This window comes from Marinomonas aquiplantarum (genome assembly GCF_003314975.1).
Lineage (GTDB): Bacteria > Pseudomonadota > Gammaproteobacteria > Pseudomonadales > Marinomonadaceae > Marinomonas > Marinomonas aquiplantarum.
The window spans coordinates 238,338-251,098 of sequence record NZ_QNRF01000001.1 but is presented as its reverse complement, the minus strand read 5'-3'; the positions used below and the strand labels follow the sequence as shown (position 1 = coordinate 251,098).

Here is a 12,761-nt window from a genome sequence, read left to right as displayed (position 1 = left end):
AAGAGAGAGGGTTAACCTCTTCTCTTCATTAATAAGATGCCTGCGCAAAGGCAAATGGCGATAGGAATACTCACACCAATGGCGGGTGGAAAATCCACGGCGACACTCATGCGTCCAAATAGGTTAAGCGCATTCTGAAACGCTAAGCCAATCAACACGCCGGAGAAGATGCGGCCTCCCATGGTGGAGGATCTCAGTGGCCCAAAGACACTGGATAACGCGACGAGTACCAAAGCCATCGCGGCAATGGGTCTTAGTATGGTAATCCAGAACTCCAGTTCGTATTGTGACGCATCCAAATTTTGTTGGCTTAAATAGTTTTGATAGCTGATGGATTGACTCAGAGACAAGGTTTCAGGGTCTTGAGATGCCAGATAGAGGTGTTCTGGTTTGATGCTCATATGCCAGTCTTGAGTTTCAGCTTGTTTTATATCGATTCGATCTGGGTAAAAGAGGGTTTCAGAAACTTGGTTCAGTTGCCAGAGTGAATCGTCCACATAGGTTGCTGTTGCGGCTTTTTTAACGCTTTTTAGTTGTTGCTCTTGGGGGTCAAAAATTTCAATGCCGTACAGTTTTCCAGCATTGTCTGCCGCATCGATGTAGATAAAGCGATTGTCTGCTTTTAGCCATACGCCACCGGTAAGGGAAAACTCGCCGCTTTTTTGATTGCGAAATTTTTCAATAAGGTTGGCTTTTTGCTCGCTGACTGGCGACACGAATTCAGACACACCAAGGCCAATCAAAGACACCAATAAAATGGGCTGGCAAGCGGCGAATCCAATGCGCCAAATGGGCATGCCAGCGGCTCTCATGACGGTCAGTTCAGATGTTGCGGCCAGAGTTCCTAACCCCATTAGGGTGCCTATCAGTGAGGCGATAGGAACGTATTCGGCAAATTTTCCAGGCAAGCGAAAGAGAATAACTTGCAGCAAAGATGCGACGGTATAGTGCTCATTAACTTTTTTGATCTGCTCAATAAAGGTTAATGCAAAGTCGAGCCCGAGTAACACCAGAACCACAATCAAAAATGCCCATAACACACTGCTGGCAATGTACTTGTCTATTTTACTCATGACTTACTGTTCAACCTCTGTGGTGCTTGGTAAGCGTGCTTTGCGGCGATGAAATACTTGGTTGTACTGGGCAAACAGTAACCCGGCCAAGAGTAAGAAGATGCCATGAATCCACCATAATCCGTATTGCATTGGTAGCTTGCCTTTTTCCAGTCCTGTGCGACCCCATATCAGTAGTGCGAGATAGAGAATCATAATAAGAATGGCGGGTAGCATTTTAAAGAAGCGACCTTGTCTCGGGTTTACCTGACTCAGAGACAAACCAATGATGGCCAGAATTGGAATGATAATGACGAGGGATAAGCGCCACTGCAGTTCAATTTTATCAATTTTACGATCACTGTTAAGCAACGTAAGTGTGCTTTGAGTGAAAGGATCGTCGATGGGATCGCTGGCTTGATTTTCCATTCTGATGGCATAGGTATCAAACTGCGTCACACGATATTCTGCGGTGCCGGGCTGGCCTTCGTAGCGAGTGCCATTTTTAAAGACGAGGTAATTTTGATCGCCCCTATCACTGATGCGAATCTGTTCAGCATTCGCGGCAAAGGTTTGCACTGGAATATTTTGCCCTTTTTTACGAATAACATCCGAGATGAAAAGGTTATTCATCCAACCTTCTTCCGGCGTGAAACTGTCAACATAAGTGGTGCGTTGTCCGCTGCCTTCAAAACGTCCTGGAATCAAAAAGTCAAAAGTAGAGAGCTGATTCTGCTGTTGTGAGGCTTCGGCGGCTTTGTATTCACTGGCTGGTGCGAGCCAAAGATTGATGGTGGCACTGAAAAGGCTGATTAGAAAGGCAATGCCTAGGGTGTAACCTGCTAGCTTGACTTTACTGATGCCACTGGAGAATAAAATCGACATTTCATTTTCAATGTACAAGCGACCAAACGCGAGCAGCAGAGAAAGAAAAAAGGCCAATGGAATGATCATTTGTACAAAACTGGGAATGTGATACCCCAAGATAACAAAGAGAAATTCGAAGGTCATTTTGCCTTCCGCAATGCGCCCTAAGTAGTAGGAAAAACGCCCGCTCAAAATCACTAATAATAAAATTAGCGTGACGCCAGCAGTTGACACCAGCACTTCTTTCGCTAAGTATCTGAATAGTCTCAAAGTCACCTCTGATGATTAATGCTTCTAAGCCGAGAGTTGATTACACATCTAAAGCCCCCATTATCTCGTGGTAAGAAGGACATTATCCAGTATTTTTTTAAAGTTATTTTATTGAGGGTTCTTTCATGAATATGGCGTTATTTGATCGCCTGCCTAATGTAGAGGCAGATTTGTTGGTCGTGTTTGTACCAAGTGAAGGCGACTTGCCTGAGTCGACCGCTTGGGTGGATGAAAATGCCGCTGGGCACATTTCTCAATTGCGTGAAACCGGTGTTTTCAAAGGGGGTGTTGCACAGACTTTATTGCTGCCTTCTTTAAGTCAAGATTTTGCGCAAGCCGTATTGTTGGTCGGCGTCGGTAAAGGCGATGCTTTAAGTGATATGCAGTCGCGTAAAGTGGTGGCGGCAGTGGCGGCACAAATTAAAGGTCTGCCGTTCGCGAACGTCGCTGTGGCAAACCAAGGTTTGGTCATGAAAGACCGTTCGGAGTCAGAAATCATTGCCTTGGTAGCACAGTGGTTGAACGAAGGTTTCTACAACTTCATTGGTTTCAAACAAGACGATGCTGAAAAAGCCACAAAAGTGGAGACCCTATTACTTCAAGGTAGCGATGAATCCGCATTGGCAATTGGTAAAGCCACCGCAAGTGGTTCAGCTTTTGCGCGTCAGCTAGGCAATTTGCCAGGCAATGTATGTACGCCAAGTTACCTTGCTTCGAAAGCGCAGCAATTAGCAGAAGACTTCTCTATCGACGTCGAGTTGTTGGATGAAACTAAGATGGATGAGCTGGGTATGCACTGTATGCTGTCTGTTGGTCGTGGTAGTGATCAACCGAGCTACTTGATTGTCATGCATTACCGTGGTGGTGAAGAAGGCGATGCTCCTTATGTTTTATTGGGTAAAGGTATTACCTTTGATACGGGTGGTATTTCATTGAAACCTGGTCCGAAAATGGATGAGATGAAGTACGACATGTGTGGCGCAGCAAGTGTCTTTGGCACCATGAAAGCCATTTGTGAATTGAAGCCTAAAATGAACTTTACCGCGGTCATTGCGGCGGCGGAAAACATGCCAAGTGGTCATGCGACTAAGCCGGGTGACATTGTGAAGACCATGTCTGGCAAAACCGTAGAAATCCTAAACACCGATGCGGAAGGTCGTTTGGTGTTGTGTGATGCTTTGTCTTACATCGAACGCTTTGAGCCTAAATCCGTTGTCGACATTGCTACTCTAACAGGTGCTTGTGTGGTGGCTTTGGGTAGTGTGAATTCTGGTATGTATGCAAACAATGAGGCGTTAGCCGCTGAGTTGAAAACGGCTGGAAAAGTGTCCGCCGATAAGCTTTGGCAGATGCCTCTGGATGAAGAATATCAGCAGCAGTTAGACAGTAACTTCGCTGATATTGCCAACATCGGTGGTCCTGAAGCTGGTTCTGTAACGGCGGCTTGCTTCTTATCTCGCTTTACGGAATCTTATCCTTGGGCACACTTAGATATTGCTGGCACAGCTTGGTCGGGTGGCGCAAATAAAGGGGCAAGTGGTCGCCCTGTTGCCTTGTTGACGCGCTACTTGCTTAGCAAGGCTTAAGCGACTTTCTCTGCTAGAGAAAAACCTAGGCTTTAATGATCATAAAGCGGCGATATTTTTATCGCCGCTTTTTTTTGATAAACCTATTAGGAATCAAGATTTTAGTTTTCAAATGAGCAGTTTGCATTGGCTGTTTGTGTGTTTGGCAGACTAGACTTTTGAGGTCTTCAATGCGAAAGTGGAGAGATTGTGTGGCCTGTTTGATATGGTCACAAACAATTTCATTTAGCATTTCAACGATTGGTTTTATATGTCAGATCTTGCGACGAATCAAAATGAAGAAACTCATGAGCCGGATGAAGAAGCGTTGATTTCTGCGCTGCGTAATCAGGACGACATACCTATTCTAATGGATGTCGTGACGGACCCAGACTCAGAAGAAGATGGCGTGAGTCAGGAAGAGCATTTTGTGCATTCCGTAGAGGATGTCACTGAGCAAGTTGAGTCTTCGGTTGAGGCTGCTGTTTCCAATTACGCCTCACGAGAAGCATTAGAACAGGCTATTACTTCAGTCTTGCAGAAGCGCTTGCCTGAATTGGTGGCCGAAGTGATTCAGGTCATGCAGACCACTGAGTCGAAAAACGAAAACTAAGTTATTACGCTGTTTTCGTATGATGTTTATTGAAACCAAACCCTATAGTTCTTTATCTGGCTATGACAGGGTATAATTCCACCCCATTAATTTTGACCGCGACATTACAAAGAGCTTTAAGACACCATAATGGAAAAAACTTACCAACCTCAAAGTATCGAACAGCCTATTTATAAACGTTGGGAAGAGAGTGGCTATTTTTCACCTCAAGGCAACGGCACTCCTTTTTCGATCATGATTCCCCCGCCAAACGTCACGGGTAGTCTGCATATGGGGCATGCTTTCCAGCATAGCTTGATGGACGCCATGATTCGTCGTGAACGTATGAAGGGCAGTCGTACATTATGGCAACCAGGTTGTGACCATGCCGGCATCGCGACCCAGATGGTGGTTGAGCGTCAATTAGCGGCACAAAATGTCACTCGTCATGACTTGGGGCGTGCAAAATTTCTAGACAAGGTTTGGGAGTGGAAAGGCCAATCTGGCGGCACCATTTCTGACCAAATGCGTGTGTTAGGTGACTCTGTCGCTTGGGATAAAGAGCGCTTTACGATGGACCCTGGCATGTCGGCAGCGGTACAGGAAGTGTTTGTCCGTTTGTTTGACGAAGACATTATTTACCGTGGTCAACGTCTGGTTAACTGGGACCCAGTTTTACATACAGCAATCTCTGACCTTGAAGTCATCTCGGAAGAAGAAAACGGCTTCATGTGGTACTTCCGTTACCCACTAGCGGATGGCGTTAAAACCTCTGATGGTAAAGATCATATTGTGGTTGCGACAACGCGTCCAGAAACCATGTTTGGTGATACTTGTGTGGCGGTCGCGCCTGATGATGAGCGTTTTGCTTCATTGGTTGGTAAAGAAATAGATTTGCCTCTAGTAGGGCGACGTATTCCTATTATCGCCGATGAATACGTAGACAAAGAATTTGGTACAGGGTGTGTGAAAATCACCCCAGCTCACGATTTTAACGACTATGAAGTGGGTAAGCGCCATGACATGCCGTTGATCAATATTTTCAATGATGACGCCGCCATCAACGACAATGCACCGGAAAAATACTGTGGCATGGATCGTTTCGATGCGCGTAAAGCTGTGGTTGCTGATTTTGATGCTTTAGGCTTGTTGGAAAAAGTAGTAGACCACAAGCTAAAAGTACCTCGTGGTGAACGTGGTAATACGGTTATTGAACCTTACTTGACACAACAGTGGTATGTGGCAGTAGAAAGTCTAGCCAAACCTGCCATTGAAGCGGTTGAAAACGGCGACATTCAATTTGTGCCTAAGCAGTGGGAAAACACCTACTTCGCTTGGATGCGAGATCTGCAAGACTGGTGTATCTCTCGTCAATTGTGGTGGGGACACCAAATCCCAGCTTGGTACGATGCTGACGGCAAAGTATATGTTGGTAAAGACGAAGTAAGTGTACGTGCCAAATACGGTTTGGCAGCCGATCTTGAATTAACACAAGACGAAGATGTTCTAGACACTTGGTTCTCTTCCGCATTATGGACCTTCGCGACGCAAGGTTGGCCGGAAGAAACACAAGACTTTATGGACTTCAGTGAGTCTGATGTCTTGGTAACCGGCTTTGACATTATTTTCTTCTGGGTGGCCAGAATGATCATGATGACCTTGAAGTTCACCAATAAAGTGCCGTTCAAAACTGTTTACATCACTGGCTTGATTCGTGATGAGCGCGGCGACAAGATGTCGAAATCCAAGGGTAACGTGATTGATCCATTGGATTTGATTAACGGTATCGATATCGACTCTTTGGTGGCAAAACGTACGTACGGCATGATGCAGCCTCGTTTGGCTGAAAAAGTGGAAAAAAATACCCGTGAGACTTATCCAGAAGGGATCCAAGCTTACGGTACAGATGCCTTGCGTTTCACCTTATGTTCATTGGCATCCGGTGGTCGTGACATCAAGTTTGATCTAAATCGTTTGGAAGGCTACCGCAATTTCTGTAACAAAATCTGGAACGCCACACGTTATGTGTTGATGAACACAGAAGAACAAGATTGTGGACAAAATGGCGCAGAGGTAGAGTTGTCGCTGGCGGATAAATGGATTATCTCACGCTTACAGCATGCCGAAGACGCGGTCAATCGTGCCTTTGAAACACATCGCTATGACCTTGCAGCACAAGCTTTGTATGAGTTCATGTGGCACGAATACTGTGACTGGTACTTGGAATTGTCTAAGCCGGTACTATGGGATGAGAATGCTACTGGGGCTCAGTTGACTGGTACGCGTCGGACCTTGGTTCGTGTGTTGGAATCTTTCTTGCGTTTGGTGCACCCAATGATGCCATTCCTAACGGAAGAAATCTGGCAGCGCATCGCACCGCTTGCAGGTGTTGAAGGTGACACCATTATGTTGGCGCAATACCCTGAAGCGGAAGATGCGAAAAAAGATGCGCAAGCCGAAGCGGATGTGGAATGGCTTAAAGGGGTTATTCTTGGCGTTCGTAACATCCGTGGCGAAATGGACATTGCGCCTTCTAAGCCGTTAACCGTGCTATTCCGTAATGGATCTGAGCAGGATAAAGCGCGCTTAGAAGCGAACCTGACCTTCTTGCAAAAATTAGCGAAACTTGAGTCAGTGACTTGGTTGAATGCTGGTGACGAAGCGCCGATGTCGGCCACTGCCTTAGTGGGTGATATGGAAGTCTTGGTGCCGATGGCAGGTCTGATCGATAAAGATGCGGAGCTTGCGCGTTTGCAAAAAGAAATTGATAAGGCATCTAAAGACCTACAGCGTATTGAAGGTAAGTTGTCGAATGAGAGTTTTGTGGCGAAGGCACCTGAAGCGGTTGTCGCAAAAGAAAGAGCGAAATGTGATGACCTTAAGTTGGCGGTCAGTAAGTTAGAAGATCAAAAAGCCAGCATAGAATCACTATAAAAAAATGAGAGGTCAGGGCTGGTGTCCTGACTTCGCGCTTACTTTAATAAAAATAAAAAAAGAGGCGATCTAAATGCAACGACTGACGGGAAGTGTTAAGTGGTTTAATGATGCGAAGGGCATCGGCTTTATTAAACGAGAAGCGGATACCGACGTGTTTGTACATTATAAATCCATTTCTTGCACTGGACATAAAACCCTTAAGAAGGGGCAAAGTGTGAGCTTTGTATTAACGAAAACAGATTTCGGTTTACAAGCGATGGACGTTCAAGTGGAAAATAGTGTGACTCAACCCACTCAAAAAGACATTAATGAGCAGGCTGTGGGCCATTAGCTGTTTAGCATTTTATGAGCCAGTTTGACAAAGTCGACTGGGGTTAAAATACCCACTAGTTTGTCGTCTTCTAGCACTGGTAAACAGCCATACTTATTGTCAATAAAGAATTCGGCCGCTGTGTCGAGAGCCATGTCTGGGCTGATGGTCAAGATGTCCTTGTTCATGGCGTTGGAAATAGGTGTTTGTTGTTCTTTTTTGGACAGTTGTTGAGTGCCAAATTGGCTGACAAGGTGGAAGGCATGACGCAAGTATTCCCGTTGAGTTAACATGCCGACGCATTCATTCTCGTCATTGGTGATGGGAATGTTGCGAATGTTTTTTTCCTGCATAATGGTTTTGGCGGTCGCCAGAGAGTCGTTCTCTCTCAATGTAATCAGCTTAGTAACCATTAAATCTGCGACGGTTTGCATTCTAGCTATCTCCTTGTACGACTTATAGGTTTTCATTGAGTTTGGGTGAAGAATGAGTAAAACGCAATGCGCACCAATTGAGGTAGATCAATGATGACAGAAGAAGACTGGATGGCGTTGGCGCTTAAGCAAGCAGAAAAGGCCGCAGGCGAAAGCGAAATTCCAGTTGGTGCCATTATTGTGCAAAATGGCAAGGTGATCGGAGAAGGCTATAATTCGCCTATTTCGAAATGCGATCCGACGGCTCATGCTGAAATTCAAGCGATTCGAGATGCTTGTCAGAGCGTAGGCAATTATCGCCTTCCAGATGCCACTCTTTATGTCACACTTGAGCCTTGTTCCATGTGTGCTGGGGCCATTATTCATGCTCGTATAGGGCGTGTTGTGTATGCGGCAACAGAGCCCAAAAGTGGCGTTGTGGAGAGCCAAGGGCGGTTTTTTGATGCGCCTTTTTTGAATCACTCTGTGACTGCTGAGGGTGGGGTGTTGGCCGAAGTGGCGTCGGAACAGCTGACGCGATTTTTTCAGTATCGTCGGGCACAAAAGAAAAAGCTCAAAGACTTGTCAAATCCTCCTATTTCCTAATTAATTTGCCCCTTTTTTTGCAGAAAAGTCAGACTCTGCTGGCCTCTATTTGCCTCATTGATTTAAAATACCCGCACCATTTCCCCCAAAACTACAAATGAGGCAATAACCAACATGCTAACCCTGCATGGTTCCGCAGCGCTATCAGCGTTTCGTAAGGCAAAGTTATTAGCGAATATGACTGCATCTGTTCCGTCTGTTACCGACGTTGATGCTCAGTTTATTCATTTTGTTGAACTGGCTGATGATCAGTCTCTTACGTCTGAACAAGAGGTTGTTTTACAACGAGCACTTGAATACGGCCCTAAATCGGCAGACATTCAATCGTCTGATCAGAGCGTTTTAGTTGTCCCTCGTTTGGGCACTATCTCTCCTTGGTCTTCTAAAGCAACGGATATTCTTCATAACTGTGGTTTGGCCGCTGTGTCTCGTGTTGAGCGTGGTGTTGAATATTTTATTCACAGTAGCCAACCGCTGACGTTAGAAGAGTTGGACTTGTTATCGGCTATGTTGCATGACCGTATGACAGAAAGCGTGCTCCCGGCATTGAGCGACGCTGCGCAAATGTTCTCACATGCAGAACCGGCTCCAATGACCAGTGTTGATGTGTTAGGTGGTGGTCGTGCCGCTTTGGTTGAGGCAAACCAAAGCTTAGGCCTGGCATTAGCTGACGACGAAATTGATTATTTGGTTGAATCATTTGTCGCTTTGGGGCGTAACCCAATCGATGTTGAATTGATGATGTTTGCCCAAGCAAACTCAGAACATTGTCGTCATAAAATTTTCAATGCGTCTTGGACCATTGATGGCGAAGAGCAAGAGCGCTCTTTGTTTAAGATGATTAAAAACACCCATGAACATAATCCTCATGGCACCTTGTCTGCTTATAAAGACAATGCCGCGGTGATGGAAGGTCATCATGCGGGTCGTTTCTTCCCTTCTCCAGATTCTCGTGAATACGGTTTCAGTCAAGAAAACATCGATATCTTGATGAAAGTGGAAACTCATAACCACCCAACGGCGATCTCACCCTTCTCTGGTGCTGCAACCGGTTCTGGTGGTGAAATTCGTGATGAAGGGGCGACGGGTATTGGCTCAAAACCCAAAGCTGGGTTGAGCGGTTACACCGTATCTGATCTTAAAATTCCAGGTTACGAGCAACCATGGGAAAGCCATTACGGCAAACCTGCCCGTATCGTCACGCCATTGGATATTATGATCGAAGGTCCAATTGGTGGCGCGGCGTTTAACAATGAATTCGGGCGTCCAAACCTATTGGGTTATTTCCGAACTTACGAACAAAAAATTCAAGGTGCTTCACAAGAAGAAGTACGTGGTTATCACAAGCCAATCATGTTGGCTGGTGGTCTTGGTAACATTCGCCGTGAACACGTCGAAAAAGATGAAATCAAGGTAGGCGCTAAGCTTATCGTGCTTGGTGGACCAGCGATGTTGATTGGTCTAGGGGGCGGTGCCGCGTCTTCTATGGCCTCGTCTGATGGTAACGAAGACTTGGACTTTGCTTCCGTACAGCGTGGTAACCCGGAAATGGAACGTCGTTGTCAGGAAGTGATCGACCGTTGCTGGCAACTAGGGGATAAGAACCCAATCAGCTTTATTCATGATGTGGGTGCGGGCGGTCTATCAAATGCCTTGCCTGAACTAGTCAAAGACGGTGAACGCGGCGGTACGTTTGACCTTCGTAAGGTCTTAAATGATGAGCCTGGTATGTCGCCTTTGGAGATCTGGTGTAACGAGTCACAAGAACGTTACGTCATGGCAGTATCAGCGGATCGAGTGGATGAGTTCCGTGAGATCTGTGAGCGTGAGCGTTGTCCGTTTGCCATTGTGGGTGAAGCCAAAGAAGAAATGCATTTGCAGGTAGAAGATGGCCATTTTGGTAACAAACCTGTAGATCTTCCAATGTCTGTGCTGTTTGGCAAGCCGCCGAAGATGCATCGTGAAGCTACCAAAGCCGTCATTGCGGGTGATGACTTCACTGCAATGGGCGTGGATTTAGCGGATGCGGCGAAGCGTGTATTGAGTTTGCCGACAGTGGCGAGTAAAAACTTCCTGATTACCATTGGTGATCGTACCATTACGGGTATGGTGGCGCGTGATCAAATGGTCGGTCCTTGGCAAGTGCCAGTCGCCGATGTGGCAGTCACTACGTCTTCTCTAGACAGCTACACAGGTGAAGCCATGACCATGGGTGAGCGTACACCTGTTGCTCTATTGGATGCGCCAGCGTCTGGTCGTATGGCGGTTGGTGAAGCTTTGACTAACTTAGCGGCGGCGCAGATTACTCAGCGTAACCAGATCAAGTTGTCAGCAAACTGGATGGCCGCAGCAGGTCATGAAGGGGAAGACGAAAAACTTTATCAAACGGTTAAAGCCGTTGGTATGGAACTGTGTCCTGCATTGGATATTGCAATCCCAGTGGGTAAAGATTCCATGTCGATGAAAACAGTTTGGAAGGAAGGTGAGCAAGAAAAAGCCGTCACGTCGCCATTGTCTTTGGTGATTTCGGCGTTTGCGCCGGTTGCCGATGCTCGTAAAACCTTAACGCCAGAATTGCAAAATAAAGCCGACACACAGCTTTTATTGATTGACTTAGGTGCCGGTAAAAATCGCCTAGGTGGTTCTGTTATTGCTCAGGTATACAACAAGTTAGGTCAACAGGCTCCAGATGTGGATGATGCTGCTGCATTGGCTGGCTTCTTCGACACCACTCAAGCGTTAAACGCAGAAGGTAAATTGTTGGCTTACCATGACCGTTCTGACGGTGGTGTGTTCGCAACCTTGACGGAAATGTCTTTTGCTAGCCATTTAGGACTAAACATTGATTTAGATGCCGTGGTTAACTCTGCAGAGCAAGTCGCGCCAGCTTTATTCAATGAAGAGTTGGGTGCAGTGGTTCAAGTCAATCAAGCGGATGTTGATGCAGTTGTGGCGGCTTATACCAAAGCAGGCGTTGCGGTTGCACCGATTGCCACGCTATCGGGCGATGATCAAATTCGTGTGCGTTTGGCTGGCGAAACATTGTTAGAAGAAACTCGTATTAACTGGCAACGAGTCTGGTCAGAAACCAGTTATCGTATTCAGGCGATGCGTGATAACCCAGAATTAGCACAACAAGAGTTCGACAATCTGTTGGATGCTAAAGACCCTGGTTTGTCTGCGAAGGTGACCTTTGAACACAACGAAGACATTGCGGCGCCTTTCATTGCCACAGGCGTGAAGCCTCGTATGGCCGTGTTGCGTGAACAAGGTGTCAACGGTCAAGTAGAAATGGCGGCGGCTTTCCATAAATCCGGCTTTATCCCTGTTGATGTTCACATGAGTGATGTGTTGTCAGGTCGAATTGATTTAGCCGAATTCCATGGCTTGGTTGCTTGTGGTGGCTTCTCGTACGGTGACGTGCTGGGTGCGGGTGAAGGTTGGGCGAAGTCCATTCTTTTCAATGCTCGTGCTCGCGACCAGTTTGAAGCTTTCTTTAATCGCCAAGATACCTTCAGTTTAGGGGTATGTAACGGTTGTCAGATGTTGTCTAACTTACACGAACTGATTCCGGGCGCGCAAAATTGGCCGAAATTTGTCCGTAACCAATCAGCGCAATTTGAAGCGCGTTTGGTGCAAGTGGAAGTGCAAAAATCCAACTCCATTTTGTTGGCAGGTATGGAAGGTTCTCGTTTGCCAATCGCTGTGGCACACGGTGAAGGTCAAACAGAATACCGTGATGGAGCACATCAAGCGCTGCTGCAAGCCAATCAACAAGTGGCACTGCAATACGTAGATAACTATGGTCAAGCGACGGAGCGTTATCCGTTCAATCCGAACGGCTCTGCACAAGGTATCACTGGATTAACGTCTGAAGATGGTCGTGTGACCATTATGATGCCTCACCCAGAGCGTGTTTATCGTACGGTTCAGCATAGCTGGCACCCAACTGACTGGGAAGAGCAAGCACCTTGGCTGCGTTTGTTCCAAAACGGTCGTAAATGGTTAGGCTAAGCCGCTAATGGCTTAAACGAAAAGGCCTGATATTCGATGGAATATCAGGCCTTTTTTGTTATCGGCTTAATAATGAGTCAGGTATTATTGGCTCATATCAACGCCGACTTGTTAACGTCATTTATTGAACGTGTT

Annotated in this window: 9 protein-coding genes; 6 read left to right on the top strand and 3 right to left on the bottom strand. The window is 46.4% G+C overall.

Annotated features, from left to right (window positions below; genetic code table 11):
• Window positions 1–11: 11 nt before the first annotated feature.
• Both lptG and lptF read right to left on the bottom strand, forming a co-directional pair.
• Window positions 12–1,073 (bottom strand): LPS export ABC transporter permease LptG, encoded by a 1,062-nt coding sequence (gene lptG, locus DFP76_RS01225; RefSeq protein WP_113872866.1) that lies wholly within the window; start codon window positions 1,071–1,073, stop codon window positions 12–14.
• Window positions 1,074–1,076: 3 nt separating this feature from the next.
• Window positions 1,077–2,195 carry an LPS export ABC transporter permease LptF gene (gene lptF, locus DFP76_RS01220; protein WP_245931834.1) on the bottom strand — a complete coding sequence of 373 codons (1,119 nt, stop codon included), beginning with the start codon at window positions 2,193–2,195 and terminating at the stop codon, window positions 1,077–1,079.
• Window positions 2,196–2,314: 119 nt separating this feature from the next.
• Here lptF and DFP76_RS01215 point away from each other — a divergent pair, with 119 nt between their 5' ends.
• The 4 genes from DFP76_RS01215 (at window position 2,315) to DFP76_RS01200 (ending at window position 7,614) form a co-directional block, all read left to right on the top strand.
• Complete coding sequence (locus DFP76_RS01215) at window positions 2,315–3,775, top strand: leucyl aminopeptidase (RefSeq protein WP_113872864.1); 1,461 nt, start codon at window positions 2,315–2,317, stop codon at window positions 3,773–3,775.
• Between the two features lie 250 nt (window positions 3,776–4,025).
• Entirely contained in the window at window positions 4,026–4,367 is a 342-nt protein-coding gene (locus DFP76_RS01210; protein WP_113872863.1) for a hypothetical protein, read from the top strand.
• A 129-nt stretch (window positions 4,368–4,496) separates the two neighbouring features.
• The gene (locus tag DFP76_RS01205; protein ID WP_113872862.1) at window positions 4,497–7,280 is read left to right on the top strand and encodes a valine--tRNA ligase; all 2,784 of its coding nucleotides are present in this window, start codon (window positions 4,497–4,499) and stop codon (window positions 7,278–7,280) included.
• Between the two features lie 73 nt (window positions 7,281–7,353).
• Window positions 7,354–7,614: a cold-shock protein gene (locus DFP76_RS01200; protein WP_113872861.1), complete on the top strand. Its 261-nt coding sequence runs from the start codon at window positions 7,354–7,356 to the stop codon at window positions 7,612–7,614.
• On the opposite strand, the gene DFP76_RS01195 is transcribed toward DFP76_RS01200, so the two are convergent.
• Entirely contained in the window at window positions 7,611–8,027 is a 417-nt protein-coding gene (locus tag DFP76_RS01195) for a CBS domain-containing protein (RefSeq protein ID WP_113872860.1), read from the bottom strand. The genes DFP76_RS01200 and DFP76_RS01195 overlap by 4 nt on opposite strands.
• 93 nt (window positions 8,028–8,120) lie before the next feature.
• On the opposite strand from DFP76_RS01195, the gene tadA reads away from it, so the two are divergent.
• The gene (gene tadA, locus DFP76_RS01190; protein WP_181799779.1) at window positions 8,121–8,612 is read left to right on the top strand and encodes a tRNA adenosine(34) deaminase TadA; all 492 of its coding nucleotides are present in this window, start codon (window positions 8,121–8,123) and stop codon (window positions 8,610–8,612) included.
• Window positions 8,613–8,726: 114 nt separating this feature from the next.
• Entirely contained in the window at window positions 8,727–12,626 is a 3,900-nt protein-coding gene (gene purL, locus DFP76_RS01185; protein WP_113872858.1) for a phosphoribosylformylglycinamidine synthase, read from the top strand.
• The last annotated feature ends 135 nt before the right edge of the window (window positions 12,627–12,761 follow it).

Excerpts from the sequence above, each read along its gene's own strand:
- DFP76_RS01205 (WP_113872862.1), top strand. The coding sequence starts at position 4,497 with ATGGAAAAAACTTACCAACCTCAAAGTATCGAACAGCCTATTTATAAA.
- tadA (WP_181799779.1), top strand. The coding sequence starts at position 8,121 with ATGACAGAAGAAGACTGGATGGCGTTGGCGCTTAAGCAAGCAGAAAAG.
- purL (WP_113872858.1), top strand. The coding sequence starts at position 8,727 with ATGCTAACCCTGCATGGTTCCGCAGCGCTATCAGCGTTTCGTAAGGCA.
- DFP76_RS01215 (WP_113872864.1), top strand. The coding sequence starts at position 2,315 with ATGAATATGGCGTTATTTGATCGCCTGCCTAATGTAGAGGCAGATTTG.
- DFP76_RS01195 (WP_113872860.1), bottom strand. The coding sequence starts at position 8,027 with ATGCAAACCGTCGCAGATTTAATGGTTACTAAGCTGATTACATTGAGA.
- lptG (WP_113872866.1), bottom strand. The coding sequence starts at position 1,073 with ATGAGTAAAATAGACAAGTACATTGCCAGCAGTGTGTTATGGGCATTT.
- DFP76_RS01210 (WP_113872863.1), top strand. The coding sequence starts at position 4,026 with ATGTCAGATCTTGCGACGAATCAAAATGAAGAAACTCATGAGCCGGAT.
- DFP76_RS01200 (WP_113872861.1), top strand. The coding sequence starts at position 7,354 with ATGCAACGACTGACGGGAAGTGTTAAGTGGTTTAATGATGCGAAGGGC.